The organism is Protofrankia sp. Cas8 (assembly GCF_963555845.1).
In the GTDB taxonomy this organism is placed as follows: domain Bacteria; phylum Actinomycetota; class Actinomycetes; order Frankiales; family Frankiaceae; genus Protofrankia.
Genome location: NZ_CAUVXI010000018.1, coordinates 24,248 through 41,871, shown reverse-complemented (window position 1 = coordinate 41,871; position 17,624 = coordinate 24,248). Strand labels below are relative to the sequence as shown.

Genomic DNA, 17,624 nt, shown 5'->3' with positions numbered 1-17,624 from the left:
GCACAGGCACTACGTGATCTTGGGGTTGTCTTCGCACTCGCCGAGTCCTACAGCTGGGACGCTCGCCGGGTGGCGACCTTCGCCCGGCGGGTGCCGCTGGCGGCGGTGTTCGGGCTCGGCCGCGAAACCGCCGAAGCGCTCGCGGCCACGGCCAGTCTCGACGTGCTGGCATCGGTGCCGCACCTGTTCGCCCGTCCGGATGCCGTCCCGATCCTGCGTGGCGCCGACCTGGACCCGGTGCTGTTCACGCCGATCGGGCCGACGGTGGCGGTCGAATGCCCGGAGCGTGCCGGCGGGCATGTCGACGCGGAGCGCTGGTCGCTGCGTGCCGTCGACGGCCAGCTTCGGTTGTCCTTCGCCGACGGGCGCTCGGGCGGTTTGTCCGACGTTCCCCTCGGGGTGGGCGGCACGGTACGGACCGGCCGATGCGCGTGCGGTAGCGACGATCCGCGGGTGCTGCTGGCCTGACCCGCTGCGCGGTTCCCGGCCGGCATTGGCACGGTTCCCGGCCGGCCGGGAGCGATCAGTGATCGCTGGACGAGGCTGCTTCCCAGGCCGGGTGCTCCCGGCGGGCCCAGTACCGGGGTACCAGACCGGTGCGCATGCCCAGGCGGGCAACCGGATCCCGGCTGGCGAACCAGAGGTGGCCGGCGATGACGGCGACCACGGCATAGGCCAGCCAGTCGTGGACGAAGGTGGCGCCGGTGCGCCAGCGTACCGGCCAGGCGTTGGCGTAGCGCATGAGCAACCCGGTGCCGAGCATGACCAGGATCGAACCGGCGACGAACGCGGCGTTGAGCTTCTGACCGGGGTTGAACTTGCCGATCGGGATCCGGCCGGCGCGACGCTCCCGGCTGCGCAGCCAGGCCCAGTCCGTGGCGGTGAAGCGGTTGAGCAGGCCCAGGTCATGGCGGTAGGCGGCGGACACGACGCCGGCCAGCATCGGCACCGGCAGCGCGATCCCGGCATAGACGTGCACCGTCGCCACCAGGTGGCGCCGGCCCACCAGAACCGACAGCGGCCCGAGGTAGAGCATGGCCGCGGTGGCGATGCACAGGCCCATCAGGGCCGCGGTGCTCCGGTGCACCCAGCGTTGCGTTCGGGTGAAGCGGCGCAGGAGCTCAACTGGTTGCGTCATCGTCGCGTCCGTTGGAGTGCCCGACCCAGGCGTCGACGTCGTAGCCATCCTGTTCCCAGTAGCCGGGTTGGACACGATCGGTGACCTCGATTTCACTGAGCCATTTCAGTGATTTGTAGCCGTACATCGGTGCCACATACAGCCGGACCGGACCACCGTGTTCATGCGTGACCGGAGCTCCGAGCATCTTCAGGGCGACCAGGACGTCGGGCCGTCGCGCCTGGTCGAGGGTGAGGCTTTCAGTGTAGACGCCGTCAAACGACCGGATTGTCACCGCCTGTGCGCCCGGCTGGATCTGCACCGCGTCGAGGAGGTCCGCCAGCGCGACGCCGGACCAGGGCACGGCCGCCACCCGCCAACCGGTGACGCACTGGAAGTCCCGGGTGAGCGCGGTCTGCGTCATCGCGTGGAGCTGGTCGAGGGTGAACGTCGCGGGTCGGCCCACCATGCCGGTGACACGCAGGCGGTAGTCCGCCGCGGTACGGGTCGGCACGCTGGCGGTCACCGAGTAGAAACGGAAGCCGCCCGCATCCGGGAGCAGGCTCGTCAGCCCGGTCGGATCACCGTTCTGTATCGGCGCGAGGATGTCCTCAAGCCGACCCTGGATCCCGGCACCGGTCGCCACACCGACCGTGCCAGCGGCAAGCATGCCGATGATGACGCGTCGACCGACCGGGGCACCTGCCGCACTCATGAGGATCAGCCAACACGCTCACGGTGGCAATGCGCAACCCTTCCACCGGGCACCCACTATTAGGTATAATAATTTGATTAAAAATATTACGTCTCTCATCATACGTCGAGCGAAGCGAGGAAGAACCGTGGACGGCAGGGTCGCGATCGTCACAGGTGGCACGCGTGGCATCGGTGCCGCGATCACGGAGGTGCTCGCCACCGAGGGGGCCCACGTGGCGGCCGTCTACGCCGGTAACCACGCGCGTGCGGACGGGTTGCGCGGGCGCCTGGCTGACCGGGGTGGTTCGGTCAGCGTGCACGCCGGGGACGTCGGCGACCCGGACTTCTGCCGGAAACTGGTCGACGAGGTGCTCGCCGAACACGGCCGCGTCGACCACCTCGTGAACAATGCGGGGCTTCTGGTCGAGAACAGCGCCTTTCGGATGACCGACGAGGACTGGGACCGCGCCCTGCGCGTGAACCTGTCCGGCCCGTGGTACCTCGCCCGCGCCGCACTCGCCCCGATGGTCGAACGCCGCTTCGGGCGCATCGTGAACGTGGGGTCGGTGACCGCGGCCATGGGTAGCCCGGTCGAGGTCGGTTACGGGGCCGCCAAGGCGGGTCTACTGGGGATGACGCGTTCGCTCGCCCGGGCGGTGGCCCGTAAGGGAGTCACCGTCAACCTCGTTGTTCCCGGCGTCTTCGAGACGGACATGACCAACGCGATGGCTCCGGCCGCGCAGGACGCGATCCGCGCGATGATCCCGTTGGGACGGCGCGGTGATCCCTTCGAGCTCGCGCACGCCGTGCGCTTTCTCCTGGACGACAACGCCGGTTACGTCACCGGGTCGGTGGTCACCGTCGACGGTGGCCTGAGCATGGGAGCTTAGGCCGCCATCGGCTCGGGTCAGCTGCCGCAGTAGGGGGCCGGTTGTTGTACGGCGAACGCGCTGCCGGTGGGGTTGATCTGCAGGAAGGTGTAGCACCGGGCGACTTCGCCGTACTTCGCAAGATCTACCGGTGGCGATACCAGACCGTCGGCCGCGTAGTCGTGCACATTGCGCAGGTGGGTGATGAACGATTGGCGGGTGGGGCAGGGGCCGGCGGCCTGGAGTCCGCGTAGGAGCATGTCGGCGGAGATCCAGCCCGTGAGGGCGACCTGCCGGGTGGGCGGTTGGGTCTGCGGGGCGTAGGCGGCCATTGCGTCGATGAAGGTCCGGTGGACGGGCAGGTTCTCCTCGAACGGGGCGACGTTCACGAACAGGTAGGTCCCGGCGAGTTTGGGGCCGTACGCACGCAGTACGCTCTGGTCGTATCCGGCGGCGGACATGGCCACTTTCAGGGGGATCTGCGCCCGATTGGCGGCGGCGACGACACCGGCGAAAGCATCGACCGTGAGGCCGCCGGTGAGGACGTCGGCGCCCGAGTTCTTGATCTTTGTGACAATGCCGGTCAGGTCCGTCCCGGTCACGGAGATCTGGTCGGTGTAGACCACGTCGATCCCGGCGGCCTTCAGGCTTTCTGTCATCTTCTGGGCGAAGGTACTCGATGCCTCATTAAAGGCGATGCGGAGCACGGCCGCCTTCCGGCCGCCCCGGGTTCGCGCGAAGTTCCCCCAGGTCAACGGCGCCGGTCCGGCGGTGAGATATTGCGACCAGGTGAACATGTTGTCGTTCTCGCTCCAGGCGGCTTCCGCCCCGCTGCCGATCACCGGTATTGCGTTGTCGTGCAGGTAGGCGGCTGAACTCGTCGAGACGTTGCTGGACTCGATCACGGCGAAGTCCTGCGAGCTGTCGACGAGCCTGGTGGCGGCGGCAAGGTTTGTGGCCGGGTCGGAAGCGTCGTCCTCCCAGTCGTAGGTGAGCTTACGTCCGCCCACTCCGCCCTGGCTGTTCGCCAGTCCGAAACGTGCATCGACACCGGCGCGGAAGTCGGCGAACTGCGGCGCAGCCGGGCCTGAATTGGGGAAGAGCAGCCCGAGTTTGACTGTCGTCGGGTTGACTCCGGGTGTCTGGCAGCCTGTGTTCGCTAATGCGTTCCGCGCATCGGAGGTACCGCAGCCGGCGGCGAGTACAACAATGACGAGGGCCACCGCATGCCGGCGCCGAAAGGTAAAGCGTAACTGCAAGACAACCTCCGCGATTATGATGAAATCCGTTGGGACGGGCGTGTGTAACGGTATTTTTTCGCCACGGTGTCACGTAGCGAGACCGACCTCGTCGTGGAGAACGCCGAAGATGATCCGATATCCATGTTGACAACGGTGTCGGTCGCCTCGCACGCGGCCCACAGTACGTCCCATGCATCGGAGTGGATGCTGGGAAGACCGAGCGCGGTGGGCAGGTGGTCCTGCCACCCGTGAGCGGACTCGATGATGTGGTCGTCGACGCTGATGATCGCTGGGATGTCCATCCTGTGCCTCCGTCCCGGTTGGTCGAGCAGTCGATCGGTCTCCTCGGCCGGCGTCCGAGCCATTGCGGATGAACGCCGCTGGGTGTACGCGGCGGTCGGCGTCCTGTACGGAGTGCCGCCGGCCCGGACCTCGGACGGTCCGCGGCTGTTGTCCGGCTCGACATCCTAAAGTTACTAGTTTAATGAGATCAATCAGGATGCTGATTGAGTCAGCGACCCGGTGCGCGGCGACACCGACAGTGGGGCTACGGACAGCGAACAGAGCGAGGTCCCGCCGGTAGTGCCCGACCGGCCGGTTCATGCGGGAACTCGTTGGGCAGGACCGGGATGTGGGCCAGTCCGATGATGTGCATGCCGTCACCTCTGGCGACCGGATCGGTGATTTCTCCGATCCAGCTGGGCGGAGCAGGGACGATGACTGGCCGCTGCTGGACTGGGCGTTCGAGCAGTCCCCGCTCTATCTGGCGCTCTACGACGTAGACCTGCGGATCCGCCGGATGAACGCCGCAACGCGCCGACAGCTCGGCCTGCACCAAGCGGACGAGCGCGGGCGATACCTGGACGAGTTGCTGCCGGCCATGCCCGGTCTGGACATGCTTTCCGAGCAGCTTCGCCGGGTGGTCGAGCAGCTTCGCCAGGTGGTACAGACGGGCCAACCGGTGCACGTCACGGTTGTCGGTCCCGTTCTCATCGACTCCGACAGCCGGGCGTTGGCCATCAGTATGTCGCCGGTCAAGGATCGGGGCGGGCGGATCCGAGGCGTGTACAGCGCGGCATTCGATGTCAGCGAGCAGCATGTGGCCCAACAGCGGCTGGCCTTGTTGAACGAGGCGAGTACCCGTATCGGCAGCACGCTGGACGTGGCCCGCACCGCGCAGGAACTGGCGGAGGTGGCCGTTCCCGGCCTCGCCGACTGGGTCAGCGTCGACCTGCTCGAGTCGGTGTACCAGGGGCACGAACCGGTTGCCGGTCCGCTGCACGGCCCGGTCAGGCTGCGTCGTGCCGCGCACCTGTCAGTCATTGATGGCTGTCCCGACATCGTGGTCGAGCCGGGGCAGGTGGAGATCTATCCGGACTACTCGCCTCCTGCCCGCACCCTGGCGGCCGGCCGGTCCGCGCTTTACCACATCTCCGACCCCGAGCTGGCTGCCTGGATCGCCGCGGATGCCAACCGGACCGCCGCGGTCCGCCGGTGCGGGTTCCATTCGGTGATGTACGTGCCGTTGCGTGCCCGTGGTACCACTGTGGGCGTGGTCACCGTTGCTCGTCACCGGCGGGCGCAACCGTTCGAGCAGGATGATCTCATCCTTGCCGATGAACTTGCCACCAGGGCGGCAGTGGCCATCGACAATGCCCGTCGCTATACCCGTGAACGTGCGACCGCGCTCACGCTGCAGCGCAGCCTCCTTCCGCAGCGACTGCCCGCGCAGACGGCGGTGGATGTCGCATCCCGGTACCTGCCGGCCGGTACCGACATGGGGGTAGGGGGAGGTTGGTATGACGTGATCCCGCTGTCCGGAACCCGCGTTGCGCTGGTCATAGGGGACGTTGTGGGTCACGGAGTCCACGCCGCCGCGACCATGGGTCGGCTCCGCACCGCGGTGCGAACCCTCGCCGATGTCGATCTTGCCCCCGAGGAGCTGCTCACCCGCCTCGACGACGTGGTCACCCGGCTGGCCGCCGAGGAAGGCCCGGTGCCCACCGACGGCGACCACGGCGACGGCGGCGACGTTGGCGGCGACGTTGGCGACGTTGGCGACGTTGGCGACGAGGACGCTGGCGCCATCGCCGCTACCTGTTTGTATGCAGTATACGACCCGGTGTCACATCGCTGTTCGCTTGCCAGGGCCGGCCACACCCTGCCCGCCCTTGTGACCCCGGACGGTACTGTCGACTTCCTCGACCTGCCGGCCGGCCCCCCGCTGGGCGTGGGCGGTCTGCCCTTCGAGGCCGCCGAGTTCGATCTGCCCGAAGGAAGCGTGCTCGTCCTCTATACCGACGGACTTCTTGAAACCCGTGACCGCGACACGGACGCGGGCCTGAGCACGTTGCGACACGCTCTGGCCCATCCAGCACTGTCACTGGAAACCCTCTGTGACACGCTGCTTGCAGCCATGCTCCCGGACTGTCCCAGCGATGACGTCGCCCTGTTGGTCGCCCGGACGCACGTCCTCGATGCCAGCCAGATTGCGATGTGGGATCTGCCGGCGGATCCGGCTGTCGTCGCAGGTGCCCGCGACCAAGCATCCCGCCAACTCGCCATCTGGGGGTTGGAGGAAGCCACCTTCATCACCGAGCTCGTCGTCAGCGAACTGGTCACCAACGCCATCCGCCACGCCCAGGCTCCGCTCCAACTGCGGCTGATCTTCGACGGCAGTCTCATCTGTGAGGTCTCCGACGCCAGCAGCACGGCTCCACACCTGCGCCGGGCGCGCGTGCTCGACGAGGGCGGACGCGGCCTGCTCCTCGTTGCCCATCTCACTCGGCGTTGGGGCACCCGCCATACCCGTAGCGGTAAGACGATCTGGGCTGAGCAGCCCCTTGCCGTAGGGCCTGCCCCGATGGGGCCCGCCTTCACCGGCTGAGGTCATGGGGCGGTATGCCCTGGTGCTTGGCCGGTGGCAGCGCCACCCCCACCAGGCGGTGCATCGAGCGGCAGTGGTTAAGTAGCACCGCAGCTGGGTGGGGCGATAAGAACCGAATGGGGTACGCGTCGAGCGCGCGTGGGTGACGGAGGTTGGATGAGCCGGGCCGGAACGTTCCAGTTTCGGATGGTGGCGGTCGGCGCTGCGGTGTGTCTCACGTTCCTGACTGCAGCGTGCAGCGGGTCGACGTCAACCGCCGTGCGGAACGCATCGGTGACAACGGCGCCCCCGGCGCCCCCGGCCACGAACCTGCCCACCGACCTGAATCTGACGTCGTCACCGACACCGACGGTGTTTCCGACGGACAGTGCGACGGCGACGGCCAGTGCTGACCCGCTCAGCAAATCGATCATCCCGGCGAACTTTCCGTTCCCGGACGGATCGACCCACACGCTCTCCAACAGCAAGCCCACCAACGCATCGATCAGCTTGAAGGGAGTGACCCCGGCCGCGGCGGCGGACTTCTACCGAAAGGCCCTGCCCGGCATCGGTTACAAACTCTTCCAGCAGTCCGCGTCCGACGGACGAATCAAGGTTACTTTTTCCGGGCACAGCCAGAGCGTCGAGATCCTCGCGGGCGGCACCGCCACTCCCGATCTCATTGTGATCGTTTTTACCCAATGTAGCACCGCCGTGCAGGGGGCGGGAATTCCGACGCGTCGAAGTGACCGGGTCGCATGCGTGTGAGAATGCCCGGTTTCATACGGTCATAGCGCGACCGGCCCGAGCGTCGGCAACGTCGACCACGCGGCTGACACGATTTACCGGTACCGGCTGCATACCGGCATCGCCGTAGCGGTCGGTGTAGTCCTGACGAGTGGAAGGTTGCCATCTTCCACTCGTGCCGGCGCGCTGGGGTGCTGGGCCGAGCGGCCAGTCGGGCAGCCGGTCGAGGGTAGCCGGCCGGGCGGTCAGCCGAGCAGCACGACCACGCCGACGAGCAGGACCATCTTGGCGATGATCGCGATCTCGGCGGCGCGGTCGGACACCTGATGAATTCCGGCGGCGTCCAGCAGATGGGGAACCGCCATCCGCACCCGCGGCCAGAGCGTCAGCACTATACCGGTGCCGGCCGCGGCGACCAGGGTCCGAGCGGTCGCGGACCCAGGGGCGAGCACGCCGGTGATCGCGGTCGCCGCGACGACCGCGACGGCTTTGATTCCGGCGAAGCCGGTGATTACCGTCCCGATCCGCAACAGAACCACAGCAACGACTCCAGCCACAACGATTGACACAAGAGCCGTGGCCGCGGTGTCGGGGTCAACCCGTACCTCGGCGAGCCGGACCATGTGTACTCCCGGTGCAGCCTGGTCGAGTCGTGCGAACCACAGCGAAACTGCCGTGAGCAGGGCGACGACCGCCTCCACCAACCGCAACACCACCAGGGCCGATGCGAGCATGACCAACCTACGTCCCCGGCGGTGGCCGAATCGGAAATTCGACACGGTCGGTCGATGTGCGTCCGACGGTGCCGCTGCGGATGGATTCTCGAGCGTCATCACGTGCGCTCCTTCCCGATGGCCTTCGCTGTCATCGGCAGGATGCTCCGCGATCATGTGGACCAGGTGAGAGCAGGATCGGAAACAGTCAGACCGACAGCGGCTGCTCGCGGGCGCAGGATCCACCACGGTGGCCGGTTGGTCACGTGTCGGGGCGGGGTTCCCGCGCGACTTATGGACCGTCGCGGCCGGCTGAGATGCCGTTTCATAACGGAACGTGATATCGAAGGTGTGCCCGCCGGGTGGAGCCGTGCGACACGGACCTCACGGCGCGGATGCTCGAGCATCGGATCTTCCGATCGGTGGCAGCGTGTTACAAGGCAGACCGGGCAGTCGCAGCTGTGGCAGGTACCTACCGGAGGTGGAAAACCCGATATGGCAGAGCGGAAAACGCAACGGAATGTCGAAGACTGGGCACACGACCTTCCCGCCGGCTTCATCGAGTGCCGCACCATGGGCCACCGGTGGGAACCGCACACCGCAGCGTGGGACAAAGAAGCCAGGGCATACCATGTTACGCATGAGTGTGACCGTTGTGGGACCCAACGCAAGGCCTGGTGGAGTAGAACGGGAGAAATCTCCTCGGCCTCTTACAGCTATCCCGACGGCTATCTCACGAAAGACGTCGGTTACATCGGCGCCGCCGGGCGGGGTGTCCTGCGCACGGAATACCTGACCCGCGTCTTCAGCGGCAGCGTCGACAGCGCCAACGGCAAGAAGTCGCCATCGTGACCCCGTCATGCCAGCCGGCGTCGTCAGCGGACTCGGCACTGGGCTCGGCACTGGGCGTGGCCTCCTCGCTGCCGGCACTCGTGCTGATGGCACGGCGTGCCGTGTTACCGGGAGCGGCGGGTCAGTCGCTGATCCGCCGCATCACAGTGCCGAGCTGACCGACCACCTCGTCGAACGAGGCGTCCGCGTGGAAGCAGGCGACGAGCGACCCACGATCGTCACGGTGGGAGACCGGCGGTGGGACGAACGCCCGCTGCACGAATCCGAAAGCATGGCGCGCCCGCTCGTAGACATCGTCGGTTCCACCGCTTTTGAGCCAGCTGCGCAGGACGTAGTTGTGCGCCGCGACAACCGCGGCAGCAGCTACGACACTGCGCAGTCCGCTGTCGGCCAGTCCGCTGTCGGCCAGTCCGCTGTCCGGATGGCGACCCTCGGGCGGGCGGTGTGGGGCCTCGCTGATGAAGCGGTTCTGGAGGTAACGCGCCACCACACGCTCGTAACGGTCGGTACTCGCGATTTCGCGATCCCGTAGTGACGGCACCCGCCTGGTCAACTGGAACCGCTTCAGCGAGATGTCAGCGTCCTGGACGTAACGATCCAGCACCAGCTGGGCGCCGGCGCAGGCGATGGCCAGCGGAGGTTCGGTGGGGCTGGCGTCGGTGAACAGCCGGGCCATGTCGTCGAGCCACTCGTCGTGGTCGGGAAAAATCGCCTCCTCCTTCGCGGAGAAGTACCGGAAGAAGGTTCGCCGGCCGACTCCGGCCGCTTCGGCGATCTGGTCGACGGTAGTCGCCTCGTATCCGTTGGTGAGGAACAGCTCCATCGCGGAGCCGACCAGGGCGCGCCGCACCTGCCGTCGCCCGGCCGCGGTCCGGCCGCTGCGCCGCCTGGGTGCCCGATCCGCCGCATCCGCCATGTCACCGGACCTTACCGAACCGTTCTTCCGGATCCCTGCTTCCTAACGGCACCAGGTGCCGCTACAGTTCAGCTGCAAGGTCCGACCACTCCGCCTCATGCACCACCGGGAACCCGCGCGGGGTGCCATGGAGAACGTGGACGCAGTCGGTTGCCGTGCGCAGACCAGACCGGGGCTGCAAGGGTGGCTCAGACTTCAGGGGTGGCTCAGTGACTGACGTACCAGCGGCGGACGTACCAGCGCAGGTGGCAGCCGACGTGACAAGGGTGGGCGTGGTAGGCGGTGGCCTGATGGGCTCGGGAATCGCCGAGGTGTGTGTCCGCGCGGGTCTCGATGTGACGGTCGTCGAAGCGGACACCGGCCGCGTTGCGGCGAGCCGTGGCCGGGTCGTCAGCTCGCTGGACCGTGCGACGTCACGGAACAAGCTGTCGGCCGACGATCGTGACCGGGCGTTGGAGCGTCTGAGCTTCACCACGGACCTCAACCAGTTGGCCGACCGTCAGCTGGTGGTCGAGGCGGTCGCGGAGGACGAACGGTTGAAGGTCGAGGTTTTCCAGGATCTCGACAAGGTGGTCGAGGATCGTGGCGCGATTCTCGCGTCCAACACGTCGTCCATTCCCATCATGAAACTCGGGATGGCGACCAGCAGGCCGCGTCACGTGATCGGGATCCATTTTTTCAACCCGGTGCCCGTCTTGGCGCTGGTTGAGCTCGTGCCATCGTTGCTGACCGATGAGCAGACCCTGGTCAGGGCGGAGGCCTTCGTCGGTGAGGTGCTGGGAAAGAAGGCAATCCGGTCCCAGGACCGTGCGGGTTTCGTGGTGAACGCGCTGCTCGTACCATATCTGCTGTCTGCCGTCAGAATGCTTGAGTCGGGTTTCGCCTCGGCGGCCGACATCGACAGTGGGATGGTGCTCGGATGCGCACACCCCATGGGCCCGCTGGCGCTGGCCGACCTGATCGGTCTCGACACGATACACGCGATCGCCGAATCGCTGTATGCCGAGTTCAAGGAGCCGCTGTACTCGGCACCCCCGTTGCTCATGCGAATGGTTGACGCCGGTCTGCTCGGAAAGAAGAACGGCCGCGGTTTCTACGAGTACGGTCCGGCCGGCGCATGAATCCGGCGAACACCGGCACAGGTGTGTATCAGCTCGGCGAGGAGCACCAGGCGTTGCGGGACGCCGTGCGGCAGCTGGCCGAAAAGGAGATCGCCCCGCCCGCCGCCGATGTCGACGAGCAGGCGCGTTTCCCGGTCGAGGCACACGACGCGCTGACCCGGGCGGGTTTCCACGCCGTGCACATCCCGGAGGAATACGGCGGCGAAGGCGCGGATGCGGTCGCCGCCTGCATCGTGATCGAGGAGGTAGCCCGGGTCTGCGCCTCGTCGTCGCTGATTCCGGCGGTGAACAAGCTGGCGACCATGCCGATCCTGCTCTCCGCGTCCGAGGAGCTGAAAAAGCAGGTACTGCCCTCGATCGCCGCGGGCGAGGCGATGGCGTCCTATGCGTTGTCCGAGCGGGAGGCGGGTTCGGACACCGCATCCATGCGCACCCGGGCGAGGCTGGATGGTGATCACTGGGTGCTCAACGGAACGAAGTGCTGGATCACCAACGCAGGGGAGTCCGCCTGGTACACCGTGATGGCGGTGAGCGATCCGCACGCGGCGAAGAAGTCCCGTGGCATCTCGGCGTTCGTCGTCCACCGGGACGACCCGGGCTTCTCGGTGGGCGCCACGGAGCGCAAGCTCGGCATCAAGGGCTCACCGACCCGGGAGATCCACCTGGAGGACTGTGCGATCCCGGCCGACCGGATCATCGGAGAGCCCGGTACCGGCCTGAAGACCGCCCTGGCGACGTTGGACCACACGCGGCCCACGATCGGCGCGCAAGCGGTGGGCATCGCCCAGGGCGCGCTGGACATCGCGATCGCCTACGTCAAGGAACGTCGGCAGTTCGGGCGGGTCATCGCGGAGTTCCAGGGCCTCCAGTTCATGATCGCCGATATGGGAATGAAGATCGAGGCCGCTCGGCACCTGGTGTACGTGGCGGCGGCCAAGGCCGAGCGTGGCGAGGCAGATGCCGGGTTCGTGTCGGCGGCGGCGAAGTGCTTCGCCTCGGACACTGCCATGGCGGTCACCACCGATGCGGTTCAGCTGCTCGGCGGCGCGGGCTACACCCGAGACTTCCCCCTCGAGCGAATGATGCGTGACGCCAAGATCACTCAGATCTACGAGGGCACGAACCAGATCCAGCGCGTGGTCATGGCCCGCCAGCTCCTCGGCCACTGACCGGAGTTTGTGATCAATGTTGGATGATCTTTCGAGGTTTGTGCGGCGTGGACCGGCTTGTTGATCGCACAAACCTCGAAAGATCACCTTCGTGGACCTGGCCGGCGGTGAACCTGGCCGGCTATGAACGTGGCCGCGAGCCCGGTGGCCGCGAGCGACGCGGGGAGCGCGCGCGAGCCGAGCGCAGGGGGCCGCGACGCTGCAGCGGCTCGATGACCAGCGTGCGCAGCTCGTCCAGCCCGGTGGTGTCAGGATGGCCCGAGTGCAACACTGCGGTGAACAGGTCCCGTGTCTCGCCGGTGGCTACCTTTGCGAACGATTCGCGCACCGCGTCCGGGCCGGCGATTTCCAGGAGCTGGAGCAACTGCTCGGTGACGATCAGTAGACCTTCTGGTTCGGTGAGGTCATCCGGGCTCAGCTCTTCGTCGGAGACGAGGTGGTGCACGGCGATCGGTCCCAGCACGGTGTCGGAACGCAGCCGCCGCAGCAGCGCCCTCCGGTCGGGCTGGGCGGCGGCCAGTACGTCGAGCATCGCGGCGGCCCGGTTGCGGAAGGGGCAGCGGCGTACCGCGTCGAGCAGCTGGTCCAGACCGGTGTCCGCGCCACCGTGGGCGGCCAGCCAGCGGGAGATCTCCTCCTGGCCTGTTTCCGGCGTGTGGTACTGAGCAATCATGCCGAGCAGCTGCGCGGGCGCGGCATCGGACAGCTCGCCGACCAGCGGCATATGGCGTCCTTCGGCGAGCAGCCGAATGCGGACCGCATAGGTGCCCAGCGGGGTGAGCACCACGGTCTCGACAGGCCCAGCGTCGGCGGCGAGCGCGACGCTGAGCCGTTCCCGGGCGTCGGGGGGCAGGACGGTGATGTTCCCGGTCGGGTTGTCCTCGGCGTACACGTCATCCTCGGGGTCGAAGTCGCCCCCGAGTTTGCCCCCGAAGTCGCCCTCGCCGCCGCCGTTGACGTCGTCGCCGAGGTCGGAGCGGAACATCGGATCGACGGGTCCGGTGCTCAACTCCACCCCACCGGCGGCGGCCAGCACGCGCAGTATCCGCCGCAGGTCACCCCCGACGACGGTGCGCCAGATCTCCTGCTGTGACTCGTCTGCGTCGTCGATGGCGAACGCGGCCTGGCAGGACGTCCACATGCTTTCGCCCAGGCGCACGACGGGAACGGGCGCCGGCATGCCGTAGATGGTGTTGAGGAGGTCCGGCGCGATCTCCTCAAAGAGATCATGGAGCATTCCTGGGCGGTGACCGTACAGCCTCGGGCGTACGACCGCGTCGGCAAGCTCGGCGAAGGTGTTGATGGCCATGGTCCACAGGGCCAGGCCGTCGAGCAGCAGGGGCTGGGACTTCGCGATCTGCACCAGCCGGCTTTTCACCACCCGGATCAGCCGGAGCTTCTTGGCCCATTCGACGATAAGGGTGAGCCCGGGCAGGTCCGCGCTGCTCTTGGTACGCCACACCCGCCCGCCCACGATGGGGTCGATCGTGTCGCCGGTGTCGACCAGCGTGACCAGCTCACGGGCGTCAGCGAGTTTGAGTTGGCCGGTCGTGGTCAACGGGCGACCAGCATGGCCAACCCAGTCGGTGAGCGCCCGCAACTGCCGGACGAGATGGTTCTCCTCCGCCATCGCGGCAAGCTCGTTGGTTGGCGGGATCGATACCGGCAGTTGTATACAGGCGCGTTGCGGTAGCTCGCCGGCGCCGCCAAGCTGGCGGGCGATGACGTGCCGGAGCGCCTCCTGGTCATGCTCGACCCGGCCGGCCCGGGCGTCTGAGGTGAAGCGCGTCATGGCGACAGCGTCGGTGGGGTCGACGCCGGATGCGATCGCTCGCATGACCCAGAATTTCGCGATGCTGAAGTTCTGTTCGTCCGACATCGTGTGGCGAAACTCGGCGTCGATGGCGGTGAGCGCGGCCTCGATCTCAGGCAGTGGGTCGCAGGCAGGGTCGTCCAGGTCGGTGGTGCGCAGATAGCGCAGCAGGGTGAGCAGCGTGCCCGCAGCGTCCACGGCGTCGTCCGCAGTGACCGACAGCCTGCGCGGTACCCAGCCCAGCAGGAATTCCCGAGCGAGGTCGACGGTCCAGTACGCCAACCGTCCGTCGACACTGTGGTGGCGGAACTCCAGGGCTGCGGTCAGGATGAACGGATCGGCGGCCACCTGCTGGTGATTCGCCCACGCCGTGCATCGACGAATCAACAGCTCCTTCGCGGCGTCGAACTCGTCCTGCTGCTCTGGTTCGAAGTGTGTACGCATCTCCGCTGGCGCCTTCCCTGCCGATCGCTTCTCGGCCAGGTTAGCGGTCAGGACGAAAGGGGGCGCGACGGGGCAGTTACCGTACCCTTCGCCCTCAGTGCACGACGGGGCCCGCGCGGTGCACGCTGACCGCGTAGCCGCCGCCGTCGTACACATCGCCGTCCCAGGTCGCGTAGCGCTGGTCGAGGGTGAGCCCGGCCATTGCGCACCACCGGTCGTAGTCGGCCAGCCCGAATGGCGCAGCGGGCAGCGGCAGGTGGTCACGATCCAGGCCGAAGCCGGCGACCAGCAGGCCGCCGGGTACAAGCCGCTGCGCGATCGCGGCGACGACCAGCGCCTCGGTGCCGGGAGCGAGCAGCGGGACGACGTTTCCGGCCGCGACGACGAGGTCGAAGAACTCCGCCAGGTCCGCCAGGGTGTTCATGTCAACCAGGTCGGCCAGCAGCCACGTCACGTCGGGTCCCGCGGCCTGGGCCTCCGTCAGCATGGAGGCGTCGTTGTCGATCCCGGTGCAGGAGTGGCCCTGTTCGGCCAGCCGGATCGCGACCCGGCCGGTCCCGCAGCCTGCGTCCAGGATGCGCGAACCCGGCGGTACCAGCGACGCGCACAGCGTGGCTTCGCCGTGGACGTCCATGCCCGCCGCGGCCAGCCGCGCGAACTGGGCCGCATAACCCGACCCACGGCTGCCATCGGTGATGGCGGCCCATCGACTCGCACCGTGTTCCACGTCCACATCGTCATCATAAGGTCCGATCAATCCGCCTTGGGCCTTCGACCTTGGACCCTCCTTGGGCCTGGTTGCCGGTGCACAGCCGCGCCCTGGCATCCTTCGGGATTACGGCGCTGATCAGCGCGTGCCGGGCCGGGTCCGGGCCGTTGATCGCGGGGAGTTCAGGCGGGGTTCGTGGGGTGGAGGGTGGCGTGGCGGCGGCGCAGCGACACAGGGTGGCCGACAGTGGCCCGAGGACTTCGGCCTCCGGCGATGCGACAGAACCAGGATCGCATCGCCTTTGGCCCGACAGGCGGATTCTGACTGTAGGACGGGGGCTCCTCGCGTTCCTGGTGGTATGGGGCGCGGCAGTGGCGTTCATGCTCGCGTGGGGGCCGGAGCCGTCGGCTCGCGCAGCGGTGCAGGCGGCCGCGGTCACGGCGCCGGGACCGTCGGTGGCACTGCGCCCCGGTTCCGGGCGGGCCGGAGTTTCCGTGACAGCGAGCGGGGCGGGGTTCGCCTGCACCACCATGCGGGTCCCCACCGTGGACGTGTCGTGGGACCGAACCCAGGCCGTCGGGACGGCGTCGGTGAACTCCGGCGGCTTCAGCCTCACCTTCCAGGTACCCGCCGGAGCTGTCGCGGGTTCGCACACCGTCACCGCTTCATGTCCGACGGTTTCCGCATCGGCGACGTTCACCGTGGTTGCGCCCACCCCCACGCCGGCACCCACGCCCACGCCGGCACCCTCGTCCCCGCCGGCATCCTCGCCGGCACCCCAACCCACCGCAGGTCCGGCATCCACCGCGGTTGCCGGCACTACAGGGTCGACCGGTATGCCCACAGGTGGCCAGGGTGCACCGGCGACCGCGGGGGCACCGGTCCAGGACGCGGCGGCTCCCGGTACGACCGCGTCGGACGGGGCCTCTTCGGACGGCGGCATCCCGGGACCGGCGGCACCGACCGGGTCCGACGCGCCCGGGGCGGGGTCTGCGGCGGCTCCGGGGTCGACAACGTCCGGCCGGGCCGGCGATGGCGCCGGCACCGGGAGTTCCGATGGCTCCGGCGGTTCGGGCGGTTCGGGCAGGACCGGCCGGGGCGGATCCGGGGCACCGGGCAGCCAGGCGGGCGACACCGGCGGGCAGCTGCGTTCCGGCTACGCCCGGGCGCTACCGACCCCCGGTGAGGTCTTCCGCCGTCCCGCCCGGGTGGGTGTCGCGGCTGGGCTGGCCGTGCTGCTGCTGCCGCTGGTCGGCTTCGCCGCCGAGCTGTTCCACAAGACGGTCCACCACAATCAGGACATCCTGCGGCGCTGGTTCGCCTGGGCATCGCCGTTGCCGGTCCGGGCTGGACAGCTGCCGCGACCGCTGTTGGTTCCCGGTTTCTTCCTGCTTTCCACGGCGCTGGCGGTGCTGGTGGAGCCGGGGGTCGGGATGAACGCCGCGACCGCCGCGCTCGTCGTGGGATTCGGGGTCGCGATCCCGCTCGGTGTGCTGCTCTACAGCAGATCCATCGACAGCTACGAGCGGCGGGTCTGCGGTGGCGCAGGGGGTGGGCTGGAGCTGCTACCCGGTGCCGCCGTCGTCGCGATCGGCTGCGCCCTGCTGTCCTGGAGCGCTGCGTTCAACCCCGGTTACGTGTACGGGCTGATCGCTGAGTATCGCGCCCGCGGCCGCCGTCGCCTCACCCAGCGGACCGAGGGCCAGGCGGTCCTGCTCGGCACGTTGGTGATGCTGGCGGTCGCCGTGGCGGCGTGGCTGGTACGTGTCCCGGTGAGCTCGGCGCTGGCGCGCCACGGGTCCGGGCCACCGGGGTTCGCCCTCGCGGTCATCGAGAACGTGCTGTGCCAGGTGGTGGCGGGCTCGATTGTGGCCGCCCCGATCGTCCTGCTGCCCATCCATTACATGGACGGCCGCAAGCTGTGGGAGTGGAGCCGGCCGGCCTGGGCTGCGACCTGTGCCGTCGCGCTGACGCTGTTCGCGATCCTGGTGCTCGACCCGTCCGGACTGCTCGGGATGGCCACCGGACAGGTCTGGGCGCGGGCGGTCTGGCTGTTCGGCGGGTTCGCGGTGGCCTCCGTGCTCTTCTGGGCCTTCTTCCAGATCGTGCCCGCACGTCTGCTCGGCCGGCCGGAGGGCACGCCGGGCGATACCAGCGCAGATACCGTACCTCTCACCGTCCGTCACCGCGCTGCGCAGGCTCCATCGCTGCGCAAAGAGCATGATCGCGGGGCCTCTCGACCGGACGGCGCCTGGTAGTTACGGCACTCGGTAGTTACGGCAGCTTGGTAATTACGGCAGCTTGGTAGTTACGGCAACTTGGTAGGACGGTCCGGAAACGGGTGGGAGGAA

15 protein-coding genes and 1 pseudogene are annotated in these 17,624 nt (G+C 68.0%); 8 read left to right on the top strand and 8 right to left on the bottom strand.

Translation table 11 applies throughout. The annotated features are described in order from the left end of the window. Window positions 1-468: pseudogene (locus U9977_RS05290) on the top strand (hypothetical protein); the annotation flags it as partial. A 55-nt stretch (window positions 469-523) separates the two neighbouring features. Here the strand turns inward: U9977_RS05290 and U9977_RS05285 are convergent. Together U9977_RS05285 and U9977_RS05280 are read right to left on the bottom strand one after the other, a co-directional pair. Continuing rightward, window positions 524-1,138 (bottom strand): cytochrome b/b6 domain-containing protein, encoded by a 615-nt coding sequence (locus U9977_RS05285; protein ID WP_322748032.1) that lies wholly within the window; start codon window positions 1,136-1,138, stop codon window positions 524-526. Continuing rightward, window positions 1,122-1,832, bottom strand: a complete 711-nt coding sequence (locus U9977_RS05280; RefSeq protein ID WP_322748031.1) for a molybdopterin-dependent oxidoreductase — start codon at window positions 1,830-1,832, stop codon at window positions 1,122-1,124. The genes U9977_RS05285 and U9977_RS05280 overlap by 17 nt, the downstream gene beginning before the upstream one ends. Window positions 1,833-1,959: 127 nt before the next feature. Between U9977_RS05280 and U9977_RS05275 the strand changes: the two genes are divergently transcribed. Next, on the top strand, window positions 1,960-2,703 hold the full coding sequence (locus tag U9977_RS05275) for a 3-oxoacyl-ACP reductase family protein (RefSeq protein WP_322748030.1): 744 nt from the start codon (window positions 1,960-1,962) through the stop codon (window positions 2,701-2,703). Between the two features lie 17 nt (window positions 2,704-2,720). On the opposite strand, the gene U9977_RS05270 is transcribed toward U9977_RS05275, so the two are convergent. Next, on the bottom strand, window positions 2,721-3,941 hold the full coding sequence (locus U9977_RS05270) for an ABC transporter substrate-binding protein (RefSeq protein WP_322748029.1): 1,221 nt from the start codon (window positions 3,939-3,941) through the stop codon (window positions 2,721-2,723). Window positions 3,942-3,955: 14 nt separating this feature from the next. Beyond that, window positions 3,956-4,225 carry a hypothetical protein gene (locus U9977_RS05265; RefSeq protein WP_322748028.1) on the bottom strand — a complete coding sequence of 90 codons (270 nt, stop codon included), beginning with the start codon at window positions 4,223-4,225 and terminating at the stop codon, window positions 3,956-3,958. A gap of 299 nt (window positions 4,226-4,524) precedes the next feature. Between U9977_RS05265 and U9977_RS05260 the strand changes: the two genes are divergently transcribed. Together U9977_RS05260 and U9977_RS05255 are read left to right on the top strand one after the other, a co-directional pair. After that, entirely contained in the window at window positions 4,525-6,810 is a 2,286-nt protein-coding gene (locus U9977_RS05260; RefSeq protein WP_322748027.1) for a SpoIIE family protein phosphatase, read from the top strand. A 156-nt stretch (window positions 6,811-6,966) separates the two neighbouring features. Further along, the gene (locus U9977_RS05255; protein WP_322748026.1) at window positions 6,967-7,557 is read left to right on the top strand and encodes a hypothetical protein; all 591 of its coding nucleotides are present in this window, start codon (window positions 6,967-6,969) and stop codon (window positions 7,555-7,557) included. A gap of 224 nt (window positions 7,558-7,781) precedes the next feature. On the opposite strand, the gene U9977_RS05250 is transcribed toward U9977_RS05255, so the two are convergent. After that, complete coding sequence (locus tag U9977_RS05250; RefSeq protein WP_322748025.1) at window positions 7,782-8,369, bottom strand: histidine kinase; 588 nt, start codon at window positions 8,367-8,369, stop codon at window positions 7,782-7,784. A gap of 375 nt (window positions 8,370-8,744) precedes the next feature. On the opposite strand from U9977_RS05250, the gene U9977_RS05245 reads away from it, so the two are divergent. Further along, window positions 8,745-9,101 carry a hypothetical protein gene (locus tag U9977_RS05245; protein WP_322748024.1) on the top strand — a complete coding sequence of 119 codons (357 nt, stop codon included), beginning with the start codon at window positions 8,745-8,747 and terminating at the stop codon, window positions 9,099-9,101. Window positions 9,102-9,222: 121 nt separating this feature from the next. Here the strand turns inward: U9977_RS05245 and U9977_RS05240 are convergent, their stop codons facing one another. Then, the gene (locus U9977_RS05240) at window positions 9,223-10,017 is read right to left on the bottom strand and encodes a TetR family transcriptional regulator (protein ID WP_322748023.1); all 795 of its coding nucleotides are present in this window, start codon (window positions 10,015-10,017) and stop codon (window positions 9,223-9,225) included. A gap of 209 nt (window positions 10,018-10,226) precedes the next feature. Between U9977_RS05240 and U9977_RS05235 the strand changes: the two genes are divergently transcribed. Beyond that, complete coding sequence (locus tag U9977_RS05235) at window positions 10,227-11,138, top strand: 3-hydroxybutyryl-CoA dehydrogenase (RefSeq protein ID WP_322748022.1); 912 nt, start codon at window positions 10,227-10,229, stop codon at window positions 11,136-11,138. Next, window positions 11,135-12,307 (top strand): acyl-CoA dehydrogenase family protein, encoded by a 1,173-nt coding sequence (locus U9977_RS05230; protein WP_322748021.1) that lies wholly within the window; start codon window positions 11,135-11,137, stop codon window positions 12,305-12,307. Before U9977_RS05235 ends, U9977_RS05230 begins: the two co-directional genes overlap by 4 nt. 121 nt (window positions 12,308-12,428) lie before the next feature. On the opposite strand, the gene U9977_RS05225 is transcribed toward U9977_RS05230, so the two are convergent. Then, window positions 12,429-14,564 (bottom strand): hypothetical protein, encoded by a 2,136-nt coding sequence (locus U9977_RS05225; protein ID WP_322748020.1) that lies wholly within the window; start codon window positions 14,562-14,564, stop codon window positions 12,429-12,431. A 94-nt stretch (window positions 14,565-14,658) separates the two neighbouring features. Continuing rightward, the gene (locus U9977_RS05220; RefSeq protein WP_322748019.1) at window positions 14,659-15,297 is read right to left on the bottom strand and encodes a class I SAM-dependent methyltransferase; all 639 of its coding nucleotides are present in this window, start codon (window positions 15,295-15,297) and stop codon (window positions 14,659-14,661) included. Window positions 15,298-15,653: 356 nt separating this feature from the next. On the opposite strand from U9977_RS05220, the gene U9977_RS05215 reads away from it, so the two are divergent. Continuing rightward, on the top strand, window positions 15,654-17,531 hold the full coding sequence (locus tag U9977_RS05215) for an FGLLP motif-containing membrane protein (protein ID WP_322748034.1): 1,878 nt from the start codon (window positions 15,654-15,656) through the stop codon (window positions 17,529-17,531). Window positions 17,532-17,624 lie beyond the last annotated feature (93 nt).